The organism is Streptomyces sp. NPDC041108, assembly GCF_055592645.1.
In genome coordinates this window covers 18,424-35,423 of the sequence record NZ_JBVIYK010000021.1, presented here as the reverse complement: position 1 = coordinate 35,423, position 17,000 = coordinate 18,424, and the positions used below count along the sequence as shown (strand labels likewise).

At 73.5% G+C, this 17,000-nt stretch carries 16 protein-coding genes and 1 pseudogene; 11 read left to right on the top strand and 6 right to left on the bottom strand.

Translation table 11 applies throughout. From position 1 onward, the window contains the following. Window positions 1-78 precede the first annotated feature (78 nt). From ACZ6BB_RS37055 to ACZ6BB_RS37045, 3 genes are all read left to right on the top strand, one after another. Window positions 79-555: an iron chaperone gene (locus tag ACZ6BB_RS37055; RefSeq protein WP_471619517.1), complete on the top strand. Its 477-nt coding sequence runs from the start codon at window positions 79-81 to the stop codon at window positions 553-555. A gap of 105 nt (window positions 556-660) precedes the next feature. Next, window positions 661-1,746, top strand: a complete 1,086-nt coding sequence (locus tag ACZ6BB_RS37050) for an SGNH/GDSL hydrolase family protein (protein ID WP_471619516.1) — start codon at window positions 661-663, stop codon at window positions 1,744-1,746. A 27-nt stretch (window positions 1,747-1,773) separates the two neighbouring features. Beyond that, window positions 1,774-2,115 carry a VOC family protein gene (locus tag ACZ6BB_RS37045; RefSeq protein ID WP_471619515.1) on the top strand — a complete coding sequence of 114 codons (342 nt, stop codon included), beginning with the start codon at window positions 1,774-1,776 and terminating at the stop codon, window positions 2,113-2,115. A gap of 62 nt (window positions 2,116-2,177) precedes the next feature. Here the strand turns inward: ACZ6BB_RS37045 and ACZ6BB_RS37040 are convergent, their stop codons facing one another. Beyond that, window positions 2,178-3,665 (bottom strand): long-chain-fatty-acid--CoA ligase, encoded by a 1,488-nt coding sequence (locus ACZ6BB_RS37040; RefSeq protein ID WP_471619514.1) that lies wholly within the window; start codon window positions 3,663-3,665, stop codon window positions 2,178-2,180. A 150-nt stretch (window positions 3,666-3,815) separates the two neighbouring features. Here ACZ6BB_RS37040 and ACZ6BB_RS37035 point away from each other — a divergent pair, with 150 nt between their 5' ends. The 3 genes from ACZ6BB_RS37035 (at window position 3,816) to ACZ6BB_RS37025 (ending at window position 5,840) form a co-directional block, all read left to right on the top strand. Further along, window positions 3,816-5,015: a PucR family transcriptional regulator gene (locus ACZ6BB_RS37035; RefSeq protein WP_471619513.1), complete on the top strand. Its 1,200-nt coding sequence runs from the start codon at window positions 3,816-3,818 to the stop codon at window positions 5,013-5,015. Between the two features lie 93 nt (window positions 5,016-5,108). Continuing rightward, window positions 5,109-5,288: a hypothetical protein gene (locus ACZ6BB_RS37030; RefSeq protein WP_471619512.1), complete on the top strand. Its 180-nt coding sequence runs from the start codon at window positions 5,109-5,111 to the stop codon at window positions 5,286-5,288. A gap of 105 nt (window positions 5,289-5,393) precedes the next feature. After that, entirely contained in the window at window positions 5,394-5,840 is a 447-nt protein-coding gene (locus ACZ6BB_RS37025; protein ID WP_471619511.1) for a hypothetical protein, read from the top strand. On the opposite strand, the pseudogene ACZ6BB_RS37020 reads toward ACZ6BB_RS37025, so the two are convergent. The 3 genes and pseudogenes from ACZ6BB_RS37020 to ACZ6BB_RS37010 form a co-directional block, all read right to left on the bottom strand. After that, window positions 5,778-6,185 (bottom strand): annotated as a pseudogene (locus ACZ6BB_RS37020) (GNAT family N-acetyltransferase); the annotation flags it as partial. The gene ACZ6BB_RS37025 and the pseudogene ACZ6BB_RS37020 overlap by 63 nt on opposite strands. A gap of 34 nt (window positions 6,186-6,219) precedes the next feature. Further along, window positions 6,220-6,870 (bottom strand): TetR/AcrR family transcriptional regulator, encoded by a 651-nt coding sequence (locus ACZ6BB_RS37015; protein ID WP_471619510.1) that lies wholly within the window; start codon window positions 6,868-6,870, stop codon window positions 6,220-6,222. Further along, window positions 6,863-7,039 carry a hypothetical protein gene (locus ACZ6BB_RS37010; RefSeq protein ID WP_471619509.1) on the bottom strand — a complete coding sequence of 59 codons (177 nt, stop codon included), beginning with the start codon at window positions 7,037-7,039 and terminating at the stop codon, window positions 6,863-6,865. The genes ACZ6BB_RS37015 and ACZ6BB_RS37010 overlap by 8 nt, the downstream gene beginning before the upstream one ends. 385 nt (window positions 7,040-7,424) lie before the next feature. Here ACZ6BB_RS37010 and ACZ6BB_RS37005 point away from each other — a divergent pair, with 385 nt between their 5' ends. The 4 genes from ACZ6BB_RS37005 to hemC all read left to right on the top strand — a co-directional run bounded on the left by ACZ6BB_RS37005 (window position 7,425) and on the right by hemC (window position 13,637). Next, window positions 7,425-8,039: a hypothetical protein gene (locus ACZ6BB_RS37005; RefSeq protein WP_471619508.1), complete on the top strand. Its 615-nt coding sequence runs from the start codon at window positions 7,425-7,427 to the stop codon at window positions 8,037-8,039. Continuing rightward, window positions 8,039-10,360 (top strand): bifunctional serine/threonine-protein kinase/ABC transporter substrate-binding protein, encoded by a 2,322-nt coding sequence (locus ACZ6BB_RS37000; protein WP_471619507.1) that lies wholly within the window; start codon window positions 8,039-8,041, stop codon window positions 10,358-10,360. The genes ACZ6BB_RS37005 and ACZ6BB_RS37000 overlap by 1 nt, the downstream gene beginning before the upstream one ends. Then, window positions 10,360-12,588: a bifunctional serine/threonine-protein kinase/ABC transporter substrate-binding protein gene (locus ACZ6BB_RS36995; RefSeq protein WP_471619506.1), complete on the top strand. Its 2,229-nt coding sequence runs from the start codon at window positions 10,360-10,362 to the stop codon at window positions 12,586-12,588. Before ACZ6BB_RS37000 ends, ACZ6BB_RS36995 begins: the two co-directional genes overlap by 1 nt. Window positions 12,589-12,704: 116 nt before the next feature. Then, window positions 12,705-13,637 carry a hydroxymethylbilane synthase gene (gene hemC, locus ACZ6BB_RS36990; protein ID WP_471619505.1) on the top strand — a complete coding sequence of 311 codons (933 nt, stop codon included), beginning with the start codon at window positions 12,705-12,707 and terminating at the stop codon, window positions 13,635-13,637. A 34-nt stretch (window positions 13,638-13,671) separates the two neighbouring features. Here hemC and ACZ6BB_RS36985 read toward each other — a convergent pair whose 3' ends face one another. After that, a complete protein-coding gene (locus ACZ6BB_RS36985; RefSeq protein ID WP_471619504.1) occupies window positions 13,672-14,202 on the bottom strand; it encodes a GNAT family N-acetyltransferase in 531 nt (176 codons plus the stop codon). Between the two features lie 75 nt (window positions 14,203-14,277). Beyond that, window positions 14,278-15,330, bottom strand: coding sequence for an enoyl-CoA hydratase/isomerase family protein (locus ACZ6BB_RS36980; protein ID WP_471619503.1), 1,053 nt, complete (start codon window positions 15,328-15,330; stop codon window positions 14,278-14,280). Between the two features lie 272 nt (window positions 15,331-15,602). On the opposite strand from ACZ6BB_RS36980, the gene ACZ6BB_RS36975 reads away from it, so the two are divergent. Next, entirely contained in the window at window positions 15,603-16,847 is a 1,245-nt protein-coding gene (locus ACZ6BB_RS36975) for an activator-dependent family glycosyltransferase (RefSeq protein WP_471619502.1), read from the top strand. Window positions 16,848-17,000 lie beyond the last annotated feature (153 nt).

The following is a 17,000-nucleotide window of genomic DNA, read 5'->3' as shown; positions in this document are numbered from 1 at the left end:
GCCGGGCGCGTCCCCGGCCTGCCCCGCAGAGCGAAACAGACTTTCAGACGATCAGACAGTGCGAGGAAGGAATCCATCATGACCACCACACAGAAGAACGCCAGGAGCGCCGGCACGGCCGAGGCGAAGTTCGAGGGGTTCACCGCCGAGGAGCGCGAGGCGATGAAGGAGCACGCCCGGGAGCTGAGGACGTCCGCGCGGCGGGGCCCGCGCAGGGCAGCCGCGGACGGGGCGGGCGACGTGCTCGCGAAGATAGCCGCGATGGCGGACGCGGACCGCGTTCTCGCCGAACGGGTGCACGAGATCGTACGGACCGTCGCGCCGGATCTCGCGCCGAAGCTCTGGTACGGCATGCCCGCGTACGCCAGGGACGGCAAGGTCGTCTGCTTCTTCCAGAGCGCGCAGAAGTTCAAGTCGAGGTACGCCACGCTCGGCTTCAGCGACCAGGCGCGGCTCGACGAGGGCACGCTGTGGCCCACCGCCTACGCCCTCACGGAACCGACTGCCGAGACGGAGGCACGGATCGCAGAACTGGTCAGGAGGGCCGCCGAGTGAGGTCGACTCTTCTTCGCGCAAGCCCTCTTGACCAGTAATCGTGGCACTGGTTCCGTGGGGAGACCGCTCATGGGAACGCTCCCACGCCGGTGAGAAAGGATCCCCATGCAGACCTCCCCCCACAGGTTTGCCGGGCGCGGTACGGCGGCCCTCCTCGCGGCCGCCCTCGTCGCCTGTCTGCTGTCGCTGGCCGGCATCGCCCCCGCCCACGCCGCACCGGGCGGCGACACGGCGGCTCCCTCCGCGCGGGCGGCCGCGCCCGGCCAGCCCGGCGACCCGAACATCAAGTTCGTCGGGCGCTGGGACACCGGTTCCAGTACCGCGTACACGCCGTACTGGGCCGGCGCCTACTACCGTGTCGGCTTCACCGGGCGGACCGTCCAACTGAAGCAGCGCGGCACGATCGACTTCTGGGCGCGGATAGACGACGGGCCCGTGAAGTTCTACGACGACGTGAAGGGGACGGTGAACCTGACCCCGGCCGCACTGTCGTCGGGCCGCCACACACTGCAGGTCAACTACCAGGTGGTGGCGGGCTCCTATCGCGGTGACGCCGTCTTCCAGGGGCTGGTCCTGGACTCCGGCGCGACCACCTTCGCCGCGCCCGCGCCGGCCCGGCTGGTCGAGTTCGTCGGCGACTCGATCACCGTGGGCACGACGACCTCGCAGAACGCCCGTACCGCGTACGGCTGGCTGATCGGGGAGCGGCTCGGCACCGAGCACACGCAGATCGCCCAGGGCGGCGCCTGTCTGGTCGCCGCGGCGGACGGGTGCGTGGGGCTGGAACGGCAGTACACCAGGCTCAACCCCAACGCGGCGACGCCGGACTGGGACCCCTCCCGGTACCGGGCCGACGCCGTCGTCATCAACCTGGGCACCAACGACGTGGGCCACGGGGTGACTTCCGCGCAGTTCCAGGCGGGCTACAGCAGTCTGCTGCGCAAGGTGCGCGCCGCGCATCCACGGGCCTGGATCTTCGCGCTGGAGACCTTCCGGGGACGGTTCGTCCCGCAGACCCAGGCCGCCGTCCAGGGGGCGATCGCGGGCGGGGACTCCCCGGTGTCCTTCGTCGCCACCACGGGCTGGCTGGGCTCCGGCGACCTCACCGACTCCGTCCACCCCAACGACCGGGGGCACCGCGTCGTCGCCGACCGGCTCGCCCCGGTCATCGCCGCCAGGATCGGCGCCTGACGCCGTCGCCGGACCTACGATGGGGTCATGCCCGTCGTCCTCTTCGCAGGTATCCCGGTGAACGACTACACCTCGGCGCTCTCCTGGTACGAGCGGCTGTTCGGTTCGCCGCCGACGTTCTTCCCGAACGACGAGGAAGCCGTCTGGGAGCTGGCCGAACACCGCTATGTGTACATCGAGCACCGCCCGGGGCGCGGCGGCCACGCGCTGCAGACCGTCTTCGTCGAGGACCTGGACGCGCGCGTCGCCGGGATCTCGGGCCGGGGTCTGGAGCCCCGGACCCTCGAGACGTACGCGAACGGCGTACGCAAGGTCACGTACGAGGATCCGGACGGGAACGAGATCGGCTTCGGTGGCGGCCCGGACTGACCGGTCCGGGAGACGGGAGGGGCGAAGGGGCACGGAGAGTGTCCCGCCTCCGCCCCTCGGGTTCATCCGGCCGGGGCGGTGATCTCCCGCTTCAGGATCTTGCCGCTGGGGCCGGTCGGCAGGGAGTCGACGATCCACACCTCGCGCGGGTACTTGTACGCGGCGACCCGGTCCTTGACGAACTCCCGCAGTTCGTCGGGGCCGGTGCGCGCGGCCGGCCGGAGGACGACAGCAGCCGCGATCTCCTCGCCCAGATGGGTGTGCGGCACACCGACCACCGCGGCCAGGGCGACGGCCGGGTGCTCGTGCAGGATCTCCTCGATCTCACGCGGGTACACGTTGTAGCCACCGCGGATGATCATGTCCTTCTTGCGGTCGACGATGTAGAGGTAGCCGTCCTCGTCCCGCCGCGCGAGGTCGCCGCTGCGCAGCCAGCCGTCGGGGATCGCGGCAGCCGTCTCCTCGGGCCGGTTCCAGTACCCCTTCATCACGTTCGGCCCCCGTACGGCCAGTTCGCCGACCTCGCCGGGCGCGACGTCCTGGCCCTTGTCGTCCAGCAGCCGCACCTCCACGTCCTGGATCGGGGTGCCGATGGAGCCGGCCTTGCGCGGCCGGTCGGGGTGGTTGAACGTGACCACCGGGCTGGTCTCGGACATCCCGAAGCCCTCCAGCACCGCGCAGCCGAAGCGCCGCTCGAAGCCGTGCAGGATCTCCACCGGCAGCGACGCCCCGCCGGAAACGCACATGCGCAGGGTGGAGACGTCCGCCTCGGACGGGTGCTGCAGCAGCGCCGCGTACATCGTCGGCACGCCTTCGAAGACCGTGGCCCGGTCGCGGGCCACGGCGTCCAGCACGGCCTGCGGCTCGAAGCGGGGTATCAGGGTGAGCGAGGCGCCGGCACGCACGGCCACGCTCATCGTGCAGATCTGGCCGAAGATGTGGAACAGCGGCAGGCAGCCCACCACCACGTCCTCGGGTGTCATCCGCTGCACGTGGACCGTGTTGACCTCGGTGTTGTGCCGCAGTCCGCCGTGGGTGAGCGTGGCGCCCTTGGGGCGGCCGGTGGTGCCGGACGTGTACAGGAGGACGGCCACGTCGTCGTCCGCCGTCTCCGCCACACCGGGCAGCGGTTCGTGTCCGGCCAGCCGTGCCGCGAAGTCCCCGGGTTCGACGGCTAGGTGCCGCACCCCGGCGGCGGCCGCGCCCTGCGTGCCCTCGCCCGGTGCCTGATGCCATTCGAGGAGCAGCACGGCCCCGGAGTCGCTCAGGTGGTACGCGGTCTCCCGTGTCTTGAGCAGCGGGTTCATGGGGACGACGACGGCGCCGGCGCGCAGCACGCCGTAGTAGAGGACGACGAACTCGGGGACGTTGGGCAGCATCAGGGCGACCCGGTCTCCGGGGCGTACGCCCTCGGCGCGCAGCAGGGTGGCGGCGCGCGCACTGCGCTCGTCCAGTTCCGTGTAGCCGATGACCTGATCTCCCAGCCGCAGCGCGGGACGCCCCCGCTCCCGCTGTGCCGTCTCCACCAGGAACTGCGCCAGATTGGCCATGAGCCGCCTCCACGAAAGTCGCCGTCGAAATCCGCCGTTCACGTCGACGACATCGTGCTGCCGCACACGGTGGCGGCCTATGGGCCGCACGACAGGACCGGCCCCCCGAGGCTGTTCCGGGGGACAAAACGGTGGCATTAAGCTGCGCCGATGGACATCTCGGTCGTGGCCGCGGCACTCCATTCCAGGCTGCCGGAACTGGGTGAGCGGATCGCGCGGCGCATCCGTACGGACGTCGACGCCTACGAGGACGAGTCGCTGCTCCCGTTCGACTCGCTGCGCCGCTCGTGCACGGCCAACGCGGACCTGATCCTGAGCCACCTCGGCGCGGGTGCCGCCCCGGATCCCAGCCCGGCCCGTGAGACCGGCCGCATCCGTGCCGAGCAGGGCGTGCCACTCGCGGACACCCTGCACGCGTACCGGGTCGGCTTCGAACTCCTGTGGACGGAGATCCTCATGGAGGCCCGCACCCACCCGGAGGTCTCCGACGACCGGCTGGTGACCGAGTCGGCCGCGATCTGGGCGCTGTTCGGTCTGTACGCGGAGGCGGTCGCGGCGGCCTACCGGGAGACGGCCGCCGAGCTGACCGCGCGGGGGCAGGCCCGGCGCTCGGCATTGGTGGAGGCCCTGTTCACCGGGGTCATCGCCGACCGGACCACGCTGTGGGAGGCCGCTCGCGAACTGGGCCTGCCCGAGCGCGGTCGCTTCGCGGTCGTCGCGGCGGCGGCCGGCGCCCCCGGTGAGGAGCCGCTGGCGGGGGTCGAGGCCGCGCTGCGTCAGGAGCAGCTCCCCTCGGCGTGGCGGTTGCTGCCCGACCAGCAGATCGGTCTGATCGCCCTGCCCACGGGGGCGGCGGAGGGAGTGCTGCTCCGCGTTCTGCGGCGGGACCGGGCCCGTGTGGGGGTCAGCCCGTGCTTCGCCTCATTGCGGGACACTCCGCAGGCGCTGCGGTTCGCCCGGCTGGCGCTGGCCGGGCTGCGAGGCACCGGTCCGGGCGTGGCGCGGTGCGACGACGACCCGCTGGCCATGGTGGTCGCCGCCGCCCCGGCCGAGGCGGCGCACCTGGTGGGGGTGGTGCTCCGGCCCGTGGTCGAACTCCCGGTCGTGGAGCGCGCCCGTCTGCTGCAGACCCTGGAGCACTGGTTCGCCGCCGCGGGCTCAGCCACCGAGGCGGGCCGGAGCCTCTTCGTCCACCCCAACACCGTCCGCTACCGGCTGCGCCGCGTCGAGGAGCTGACCGGCCGGTCCCTCTCCGATCCGCGGGCGGTGGCGCACATCGGCGCGGCGCTGCTGGCCGTCCGGGGGCCGGGCACCGGGCAGGACGGGCAACCCCCCGTCGGGCCGGTCTGACCGCCCGGACGGCGGCCACCACGCGCAAACCCACAGCCCCACCCGGTGCCGGGCCAGGGCCGCGCGGGCCCCGTCCGACCGCCTGCCCGGCTCGTGGAAGCCCCGGGCGTCGACATCGACGAGGCGGTCGACGGCCTCGCCCGCGCACTCGCCCGCGCCGATCCGGCCGGGCCCCGCTCCATGGACGCCGTCGCCGGCACCCTCGTCCAGCACGCCCGCCGCTCCGCGCCGCGCAGCGACGACATCGCGCTGCTGCTCATCCACCCGACGTGAGAGGAGGCGGCGGTCGCCGTACAACCCGTAAGGCGTCCGACTCGTCTTCCTCACCGAACGGCACAAACCGACCCTTTGTCCCGACTCGTTCCGACGGGGGAACACATGAACGCGAACCGCACCCGCCGCGGCATCACCACCGCCCTCACCGTCCTGCTGGCGGCCGCACTCGGCGCCGCCGGAACCGGCGCGTCGAACGCGGACACCGCCGCGCGGCAGCAGACCCTCCAGATCGCCTCGTCCACCCTGGGCTCCGACTACCGGATCACGCTGACCGCACTGCGCTCGACGCAGGACGAGTACGCCGCCTCCGTGCGCCTCCAGGTCTTCACCCGGTCCGGCGGCGCCTGGAAGGAGTCGGACCGCGCGACCGTCGGCGCCGCCGACGGCTGGTTCTGGTACCCCCTCACCGGCAAGGGAGCGGTCTGCGAGTTCTCCACGGCGAGCACGGAGCCCGCCCCGCTGACGGTGAGCCTGCTGCTCACCCCGTCACTGGGCTGCTCGGACCCCACCCATTACCTGGTGGAGCAGGGCAAGATCCAGACGGCCTGAGGCGCCGCACGGCAGGCGTGACCGCCCGTCACAGGCGCGTGGCGTGGACATGGACGAGCGGGCCCGTACGGAGACCGCCTGGCGTTCGAAGGGGAGGCCGATCTTCTCCGCCACGCGTGGGGAGGGGCGGTTGGCGGGACGGATGATCGCGACGAGCCGCTCGGCGTGGAGAACGTCACGGGCGTGATCACGGCAGGCCGCCGCGGCCTCGGCGGCGTAGCCCCGCCCCTGGAGGGCGGCCCGGGCCCGGTAGCCGACCTCCAGTCCGGTGACACCCTTGATCTCCTGCGGTGTCAGCCCGCAGTCGCCGACGAACTCGCCGGTGGCGCGCAGGGTGACCAGCCGGAGTCCGTGGCTTCGTGCGGATCGTCCGGCTCGCTCATCTCACCCCGCGCGCCCGTCTCTTCAGTCGTGGTACACGGTCGAAGACCGCGGCGAGGCGGGCCGCCTGGGTGAAGAGGGTGGCCGGGCGGGAGCGGTCGCCGTCGAGGTGCGTGAGGGTCTCCATACCGAGGTAGAGGGCGACCGCCGCGCCGGCGAGTACGCGGACCCGGACGGCCGACCCGAGGGGTTTGCCCCGCAGAAGGACCCTGAGCTGCCCTTCGGCCAGGTCTTCCCACTTCCTTGTTTCGAGGGCCAGTTGGGCGGCCAGCCGTGTTCCGGGGCGCGCGCCCGCGTACAGCTCCTGCACGGCGGCGACGTGCCCGGTCGAGGTGTCCTCGTCGTACAGCTCACGCAGGCACGCGATCGCGGGCACCGCGCGGTCGATGCCCGACAGCTCGGCCCGGTACCGGTCGATCCGGGCTCCGCTGGTCCGTGCCAGCGCCGCCACCAGAACGTCGTCCAGGTCCACGAAGTGGTAGTAGATCACTCCGGGCGCGAAGCCGCCCGCCTGGGCTATCGCCCGCGCGGTGGTCCCGCCGTGGCCGTTGCGGACGAGACAGTCGAGGGCGGCCTCCAGGACACGGTCGCGGGTCTGACGGGAGGCGCGGGCGCCGGGAGCGCCGGAGGCGTGGGGGACGTCAGACACCGTACGCCGGCCGGTCGAGCAGGTCCCGGTAGGGACGGTGCCACTCGCTGCCGCCGAGCGCGCAAGGCCGTTCGGCGTCCCGCGCCTCCAGCCCCGGGACCCCGCCGGTGCCGTCCTCGCCCCAACTGCGCGCGCCACAAACCTCGTTCTGAACATCCGTTCTGAACATCCGTTCAGACTGGGACAGTCGGCCTTCCGCGTCAATGCCCAAGGCGTGTGCGAAGAGACTCCCCGGAACCGCTCCCGCCGGGATTGCGTACCTCTGTACGATCACCGGTCACACGCGGGGATTTGGGGTGGAGGGGGCGGCGATGGACGACAAGTCTGCTGGGCGAAGAGGTGGTTGGCGGTCGAGGGCCGTCGCCTCGGGGGCCGCGGCGGCGGTGCTGCTGGGCGGCTGCAGCGCGGGGACGACGGACCGGGCGGCCGGGCCCGGAGGCAAGGCGTCCGGGTCTCCGGCACCTTCCGCTTCCGCGTCCGGAAAGGGGTCGGCGGCTAGTGGGGAGCCCTCGTCGGCACCGTCGGTGACGCCGTTCACGGCGGACCCGGACCGCGTGCCGCGTTCGAGACGGGAGGGCGCCGCGCTGGCGTCGAAGGTCGCGATGCAGCCGAAGGACTGGGGCGCGGGCTTCCGGGCACAACCCCTCGCCCGCAGCGCCGCGGGCACCGTGGCCGTCCTGGACGAGGAGTGCCGGTGGCAGCGCCGGGCCCAGCCCGAGGGCGTGCTCGGCTCCCTGTCCCTGTACAGCGAACTGCCGGGGGACGCAAAGCGCGGCACGGTCAAGGTGACGGCGACGGTGACGGTGCACACCACCGTGCTCGGTGCCGACGACCAGCTGTCGGAGATGCTGGAGGAGGCGCTGCGCTGCCCGGAGCAGCAGGTACGCGCCGACGAGCGGATCGCGAAACTGATGTCCGTGGGCACCCCCCGCGGCCTGCGCGGCAACAACTACGCCGACGACTCGATCGTGGAGACGGGCGTCTATCTGACCGGGAGCAGCGAAGCCCTGTACCGGTGGATGGTCACACGGCTCGGCCCGGTGACCCTGACGGTGTCGTTCAAGGGCGCCGAGGGCTACACCGTCGACGACCTGGAGCAGTACGTGACGCGCGGCACGGTCACCATGCTCGACCGAGCGGCGTACGAGCTGGGCGGGGGCGAGAGCTGATGGAGCGGCTGCGTTCTTCCGATCCGGCGCGGATCGCCGGCCACCGTCTGCTGGGCCGCCTCGGCGCCGGCGGCATGGGCGTGGTGTACCTCGCGCGTACGGGCACCGGTTCGCTGGTGGCCCTGAAGGTGCTGGCGGCGGAGTACGCCGAGGACGCCGGTTTCCGGGAACGGTTCCGGCGTGAGGTCGAGGTCGCCCGGCGTGTCAGCAGCCCCTGGGCGGTGCCGCTGGTGGGCGCCGACCCGGACGCGGAGGCACCGTGGCTGGCGACGGCGTACGTGCCCGGTCCGTCCCTGGCCGAGGCGGTGACCGCGTACGGGCCCCTCGGCGAACACGGGCTGCGGATCCTCGGAGGCCGGCTGGCGCTGGCGCTGGGTGAGGTCCACCGGGCGGGGCTGGTCCACCGGGACCTCAAGCCGGGCAACGTGCTCCTCGCACCGGACGGGCCCCGGCTCATCGACTTCGGTATCGCCCGGGCGCCCGAGGACCACTCGCTGACCGCGACGGGGTTCGTGGTCGGCACGCCCGGCTATCTCGCGCCGGAGCAGGCCGACGGGCGGGGCGACGCCGTCGGCGGGCCGAGCGACGTGTTCTCCCTCGGCTGTGTGCTGGCGTTCGCGGCGACGGGCCGCCCGCCGTTCGGCACGGGCGCGCTCGACGCGCTGCTGTACCGGGCCGTGCACGACCCGGCCGACCTCGACGGCGTACCTGCCGCACTGGCCGACCTGCTGTCCCGGTGCCTGGCGAAAGACCCGGCACTGCGGCCCGAACTGGCGGAGATCGTACGGGAGTTGCTGCCCGACGAGTCGACGGACGACGCGGCCGGCGAAGCCGCGGGGACCGAGGCCGGTGACGCCGAGGGCCCCGCCGACACCCCCGCCTCCTGGCTCCCCGAAGAGGTCGTCGGGCTGATCGCCCGGCGTTCCACCGAGGCGCTCGCGCTGCCGGACATCGAGCACACGGAGATAGTCGCCGGCGCCTCGCCCGCGGGCACGGCCCCGGACGGAGGGTCCCCCATCGGGACCGGCCCGCGGCGCACCGCCTCCGCCGACGACACCGCGTCCCCGGTCTCCGGCACCGACGACACCCGGTCCATGGCCTCCGCCGACGCTCCCGGCGCACCCGCGCGGCGCCGCGCCCTCCTCCTCGGCGGGGGTGCGCTCCTCGCCGCGGGGGGTGCCACGGCCTGGTGGGCCGCCGGCCGGAACGACGGGTCGGGCGGCGGGAAACCGGCCGCCGCCGCCCGGCGCCCCGCGTACACCGTCGCCCTGCACGGTGACCTCAGCGGGGACCAGCGCGCCACGGGCACGGCCCAGGAGCGCGGACTGCGGCTGGCCGTCGAGCAGTTCAACGCCCGCCGCGACGCCCCCTTCCAGGTGGGTGTGCGGGCGGAGGACGACGGCGGCGACCCCGCCGAGGCGGCCCGGCTCGCGAAGCGGCTCGCGGACGACCCCACCGTGCTCGCCGTGGTCGGCCCGACCACGGACGCGACCGCCCTGTCCGCGCTGGCGGCCTACGATGCCGCCCTCGTCCCCGTGCTGGCGGTGTCACCCGGCGCCATCGCGCTGTCGGTGCAGGGTTTCCGCTCGTTCCTGCACACGCGGCTGCCCGACTCGCTGCTGCCGTTCTTCATCGACCCGTTCCTGCGGAGCACGCGCCCGCGCAAGGTCGGCGTCGTCATGGACCGGGCGGCCGACAACTACGGCTGGGAGATCATCAGCAATCTGACCAAGCAACTGACGTCGGCAGGGCAGCCGTTCGTGCCCCGCGTGGTCGGCACCCTGCGGTCGGACTTCGAGAACACGGTGGACGACCTCCTGGCCGCCGACATCGACTCGTTCGCCTTCGCCGGACTGCCCGACCGGGCCGCCTCGTTCGCCCGGACCCTGCGCGAGCACGGTTACTCCGGCGCCCGCGCCTCCGGACCGGCCCTGCTCGACCCGCGTTTCCTCGCGGAGGCCGAGGAGGCCGCCGACGGCTGGACGATCGTCGCACCGGTCGTCGACCCGGCGAACGTCCCCGAGGCCGAGGCGTTCGTGAGCGCCTACCGGAAACGGTTCGACAAGGCGCCGCCCCGGTACGCCGCCGAGGCGTACGACGTGACCTCGCTGGTGCTCACGTCGCTCGGGGACCTGCCGTCCAGGAGCCGTACCCGCGAGAAACTGCTCGCCGCGCTGCGGGCCGCCAAGTACAAGGGTGTCACCAGGACGTACGCGTTCCAGAAGAACGGCCTGCCGGTCATCGACGGCACCGGCGGCTACCTCTGGCGTGTCGAGGACGGGGCGTTCGTGTACGGCGGCCCGGCGCCGCTGACCGCCTGATGGAGCCGCTGCGGGCCGCCGATCCGTCGCGGCTGGGCGACTACCGGCTGCTGCGGCGGCTGGGCGCCGGCGGCATGGGCGTGGTGTTCCTCGCCCGCGCGCCGGGCGGGGCGTTCGCCGCGGTCAAGGTGGTCCGGGCGTCCTATGCGGACGACGCCGGGTTCCGGGCCCGGTTCCGCCGGGAGATCGAGGCGGCCCGGCAGGTGGACAGTCCCTGGGTGGTCCCGTTGCTGGACGCGGACGCCGACGCGGAGGATCCGTGGCTGGCGACCGCGTTCGTACCGGGCCCCTCGCTGGCGGAGGCGCTGGAGGGCCACGGGCCGTGGTCCCCCGCGTCCGTGAGCGTGCTGGGGCTGCGGCTCGCGGAGGCGCTGGACGCGGTCCACCGGGCGGGTCTGGTGCACCGCGACGTCAAGCCGGGCAACCTGTTGCTGGCCCCGGACGGTCCGCGCCTGATCGACTTCGGCATCGCGCGCACGCCGGAGGGTACGGCGCTCACGTCCACCGGCGTCGTCGTGGGCTCGCCCGGTTTCCTGTCGCCCGAACAGGCCCGCGCGGGCGCCGCCGGCATCGGTCCCCCCAGCGATGTCTTCTCGCTGGGCTGCGTGCTGGCCTTCGCCGCGACCGGGGTACGGCCGTTCGGCAGCGGCGCGGCCGCCGGGATGCTGTTGCGCACGGTCTACGACGAGCCCGAACTCCCGCTGATCCCGGCGGCGTTGGAGCCGATCGTCCGGGCGTGCCTGGACAAGGACCCGGTGCGCCGGCCGACCGCCGCGCAGGTGGGTGCGGCGCTCGAAGCAGCCGTACCCGCCGACCGCGAGCGGTGGCTGCCGGAGCCGGTGACCCGGCTGATCGCGGACCGGTCCGCCGTGGTGCTCGCCATGGGAGCGATCGAGCCGACCCGGGTGTCCGCACCGGCCCCCGCCGCCCGGGGCGACGAAGTCCCGGCCGACTCGGACGTGTTGACGGTGACCTCCCTGAAGAAGCCGGAGGCCGCACCCGCGGGCCCGACCCGCCGCGGGTTCCTGGCCCTCGGCTCCGCGGGGGCGGCCGGCGTCCTGGCGGCCGGCGGCGGGCTCTGGTGGTGGAACGGCCGTGACGGACGGCCGGCCGGCGCGGGCGCCTCGCCGTCGTCCGCCCCCCGCACCGAACTGACCGTGGCCTTCCAGGGCGACCTCTCCGGCGCGAGCGGCGAGGCCGGGCGCGCCCAGCTCGACGGCGCCCGGCTGGCCGTCGCCCGTGTCAACGCCGACTCGGGCCGGCCGCTGCGGCTGAGGCTGCGGGCCTACGACGACGGGGGCGAGCCCGGCCGGACCCGGGACCGGGCCCGGCGGCTGGTGGCGGACGAGCGGGTCGTCGCGGTGCTGGGACCGACCACGGACGACTGTTTTCTCGCCGCGGAGAGCACGTACACGAAGGCCGTGCTGCCCGTCGTCTCCGTCTCGGTGGGACTGCCGACGCAGTCAGGGGGGACCGAGGAATCCATTCTCGTCCCGCACGCTCAGCTGTCGCCCGGCGAGGAGTTGCTCGCCGCTCCCTGCGACGTCTACCTCATGGGCAAGGCCGACGCCCGCCGGGTGTTCCTGGTCGACGACCGGGCCGAGGGCGACTTCGCCTGGTCCCTCTGCAACTTCATGGAGCGCGCCCTGGGCCGCTCGGGGAGGGACACGAGCGTCACGAGTGTCGCGGCCGGAACGTTCGACGCCGCCGCGCTCGCCCGTGAGGTCGTCGCGGACCGCGCGGACGCGGTGGTGTTCAGCGGCGGCCAGGAACGTGCGGGGGCCTTCGCGGCGGCCCTGCGCGGGGCCGGGTTCTCGGGGTCCCGGGTCGCCACTCAACGGGCCCTCGGCGACCGGTTCCTGAAGAGGGCGGGCCGGGCCGCCGACGGCTGGGTGTTCGCCACCACGTTCGTCGACCCGGCGGCCACCCCGGCGGCCCGCGGGTTCACCAGGGCGTACGAGGCCCGGTACGGGAAGGCGCCCGGCTGGTACGCGGCGGAGGCCTACGACGCGATGCTGTTCCTCGCCGAGGTGTGCGCGGACGGGGACTCGCCGGTGACCGACCGCGGCGCGATCGTACGCCGTCTGCGCGAGGTCACCCACAAGGGCATCAGCCGCAACGCCGCGTTCGACCCGGGCTACGGGTACAACCACGACGCGCTGTTCCTGTTCCGCGTGGTCGGCCGGAAGTTCGACTTTCTCGGGCAGTACCAGCGGGCGGACGTGTAGGGCCGGACGTCCGGGCCGGTCGTCGGGGGTGCGGGCACGGGCAGGGGCGGGACTGGGGTCGGGACTGGGGTCGAGGATGGTCAACGGCGCCGGGTCCGAGGGGCTATCGTGCCTTCATGTCGCAGGACCTGATTCGTATCGTTTCCCGAGACTCGCCCATGGCCCTGGCCCAGGTGGAGCGTGTACGCGCCGAACTCGCCGTGCTGCACCCGGCGCTGCGCACCGAAGTGGTTCCCGTGAAGACGACCGGGGACAAGTGGATGGGTGATCTCTCCCAGGTCGAGGGCAAGGGGGCGTTCACCAAGGAGGTCGACGCCGCGCTCGTCGCGGGCGAGGCGGATCTCGCCGTGCACTGCGTGAAGGACATCCCCGCCGACCGGCCCCTCCCGGCGGGCACCATGTTCGCCGCGTTCCTGAAGCGGGACGACATCCGCGACGCGCTCGTGGACCCCGCCGGCCGCACCCTGGACGAGCTGCCCGCGGGCACCCGTATCGGGACCTCCTCCGTACGGCGCAGCGCTCAACTCGCCGCGTCGCACCCGCACCTGGAGTGCGTGCCGTTCCGCGGCAACGCCAACCGTCGGCTGGAGAAGCTCGCCGCCGGTGAGGCGGACGCGCTGCTGCTGGCCGTGTCCGGGCTGGAGCGGATCGGCCGGGCGGACGTGATCAGCGAGATCCTGTCCGTGGAGACGATGATGCCGCCGATCGGCGCGGGTGTCCTGGCACTGCAGTGCCGGGAGGGCGACGCCCTCACCATCGACACCGTCAGCGGTCTCGGCGACCCGGACACCCATCGCGAGACCCTCGCCGAGCGGATGTTCCTGCACGTCCTCCAGGGCCACTGCAACAGCCCCATCGCCGGTTTCGCCCGCACGGACCGCGGCGGCGAACTCTCGCTGCGCGCCTCCGTGTTCACCCCCGACGGCAAGACGGTCATCAACGCCCACGAGTGGGCCGGGCGCCTCGACCCCGCCACCCTGGGCACCTCGGTCGCCGTCTCCCTGCTCCGCCAGGGTGCCCGCGACCTCATCGACGGCATCGCGCACTGACCCTCGCGGACGCGGGGTCGGTGCGTGCGCCACGTCAGTCGATGCGCCGGGTCAGTACCTGGCCCGGCCAGGTGCCGGAGCGGAAGGAGTCGGTGGCGGTGAAGCCGTTGCGTTCGTAGAACCTGACGAGCCGGCCGCCGCCGCCCGCCCAGCAGTCGACCCGGAGGAGCCGGACGCCGGCCCGGCGGGTCTCCTCGGCGGCATGGGCCAGCAGGGCCGCGCCGACACCCCGGCCGGCCTGCCGCCGGTCGGAGACCAGCAGGCGGACGTACCGCTCGGGTTCCCCCGCCGGAGCGATCGGCAGCTGCGGGCTGGGACCGGTGTCCAGGATCAGCGCTCCGACGGGTGTCCCGTCCAGCTCCGCCATGTACGGGGTGTTCTCGGTGGTGTACCGCTCGACCCGTGCCGGGCCGTCGGGTCGCCGCGAGTACGGGATCGTGCCCCACTGCTCGGTGTTGCCGCGCTCGTTCATCCAGGCCACCGCGCCGTCGAGCATGGTGAGGACGGCCGGGGCGTCGTCGGGGCCGCCGGGGCGGATGCGTATGCCGTGGGGGGTGCCGGTCACGGTGGAAGCCTAGCGGGGGGCGCGGTGGGGCGTGGTGTCCGGTGTGCGGTCGGCTCGCCTCGGCCGGGCGGTGTCCTACGGGCGGAGGCCGAGTTCGCGGTCGCCGAGCGGCTGGAAGTAGCGTTCCACGGCGGCGTCGGTGACCTCGGCGAGGGTGGCCGGGGACCAGCGCGGAGCGCGGTCCTTGTCGATGACCTGGGCACGGATGCCCTCGACCAGGTCGGCGGTGGCCAGGGCCGCGCAGGAGACGCGGTACTCCTGCTCCAGCACGCGTTCCAGGGAGTCCAGCCGCCGGGCGCGGCGCACGGCGGTGAGGGTGACCTTGACGGCGGTGGGTGACTTGGCGAGCAGTGTCTCGGCGGTCTCCTTGGCCGCCGGGTCGCCATGGGCGAGGAGCCGGCCGACGATCTCCTCGGCCGTGTCGGCGGCGAAGCAGGAGTCGATCCACTCCCGGCGGGCGGCCAGCTCGCCGGGCGGTGGCCGCCGCACCTGCCGGGCGACCGCTTCCCCTGCGGGCAGTTCGGCCAGGTCGTCGAGGAGGTGCCCGAGCGACGCGGAGGGCACGTAATGGTCGGCGAGGCCGCACAGCAGGGCGTCGGCGGCGCCGACGGCCGTGCCCGTCAGGGCGAGGAGGGTGCCGAGTTCGCCCGGTGCGAGGGCCAGCAGGCGGGTGCCGCCGACGTCAGGGACGAAGCCGATGCCGGTCTCCGGCATGGCGATCCGGGACCGTTCGGTGACGACACGGACGCTGCCGTGCGCCGAGACACCGACACCGCCGCCCATCACGATCCCGTCCATGACGGCGACGTAGGGCTTGGGGTAGCGGGCGATGCGGGCGTCGAGGCGGTACTCGTCGCGCCAGAAGGCGGCGGAGGCGGTGCCGTCCCCGTCGCGGGCGTCGTCGTGGACGACCCGGATGTCGCCGCCCGCGCACAGGCCCCGCTCCCCCGCGCCGGTGATGACGACGGTGTCCACGGCCGGGTCGTGCTCCCAGGCGGTCAGCGCCTCGTCGATGCGCCGCACCATGGTGTGGTCGAGGGCGTTGAGGGCCCTCGGGCGGTTGAGGACGATGTGGGCGGCCCGGCCGACGGTGCGCAGCAGGACGGGCTCCTCCTCGCCGCCGGTCACCGGCGTGCCCCCGCCGTCGCACGTCGGGCCACGCTGCCGCGCATGATCTCGCCGGTTCCTCTCCGTCGTCGCCGCCCTGGGGCCGCCGAGCGTACCCGACCCCCTTCCCGGGCACCCCTGCCGGGCCGCTCGCGGCTAGGGGTCCGCAGGGCTCCGGGCCCCCGGATCGGCGGGGCGGGGGCGATAGGGGTTGGCGCGGCGGCGGGGGCGGAGCAGCCTTGCCGGGGACGGGCCGTCGCCTCCTCGTCCGCAGAACGGAAGGATTCCGTCCCATGCGCGTGCTCTTCGCCACCCACGCCGAGAGAACTCACTTCTACAGCATGATCCCGCTCGCCTGGGCACTGCGGACCGCGGGGCACGAGGTGTACGTGGCGTCGCAGCCGGCCCTCACCGAGGACATCACCCAGGCGGGGCTCACCGCCGTACCGGTCGGTGAGGACCACACGTTCCTGCAGCAGTTGGAGCAGGCCGGCGGGTCGGCCGACTACTCGGGCGGGTTCGGGCAGGACGGCAGCGTCGAGTCACCGGAGACCTGGGAGGGACAGGGGCTGCTGTACCGCGCGTTCATCGACTTCTACATGCGGGGCGTCAACAACGACACTTTCGTGGAGGGGCTGGTCGACTTCGCCCGCCACTTCCGGCCGGACCTGGTCGTCTGGGAGCCGTACACCTTCGCCGGTCCGGTCGCCGCGCGTGCCGTCGGCGCCGCGCACGCACGGCTGGTGTTCAGCCCGGACCTGCTGCAGCAGATGCGGCGGACCTTCCTGCGGCTGCGCGACGGCGCGCCGGAGGACCAGCGCACCGACCCGCTGGAGCCCTGGCTCGGAGCGCTGTCGGAGCGGTTCGGCGGGGGCCCGTTCGCGCAGGACATGGCGGTGGGCCAGTGGACCGTCGACACGGTCCCGGACGGCGCGCGCTTCCCCCTGGACGTGCGCCGGGTTCCTATGCGGTACGTGCCCTACAACGGGCCCGCCACGGTGCCCGGCTGGCTGCACCGGCCGCCGGTCAGGCCCCGGGTGTGCCTGACCGGTGGGACGACCCTGCGCGACCAGGCCGGGCACGACGCCTTCCCCATCGGCGACCTGGAGATCTTCGACGGCCTGGACATCGAGCTGATCGCCACCCTGAAGCAGGTGCCGGGCGAGGAACGGTCGGTGCCGGCCAACACCCGGCTGGTGGACTTCGTACCGCTGCTGGCGCTCCTGCCGAGCTGCTCGGCGGTGATCCACTACGGCGGCGGCGGAACGTGGAACACGGCCCTGGGAGCGGGAGTTCCGCAGGCGCTGATCGCCAACACCTGGTTCGCCCTGCACAAAGGCCGGCATCTGCGGAGCGTCGGCGCGGGGCTGTACGTGTCCGAGCGGGCCGAGCTGCGAGCGGCCCTGGAACGGCTGCTGGACGAACCGTCCTTCGGTGCGGCGGCACGCCGGCTGCGGGACGAGCGGATCCTGTCGCAGCCCACGCCGGGCGAGCTGGTGCCGGTGCTGGAGAAGCTGACGGCGGAGCATCGCGCGTAGCCGGTCGCGGTCGTACGCGCGTCGTACATGTGCGGCCCTGGGGGGGGGGGGGGGACCCGGAGAGCGGGGGACAAACGGTTAAGGGGAAGCAGGGGGAGGAATAGCGAATAAAAGGGAACGCAAGCAAAGGGACCCAGATATGGATGGTGGTTC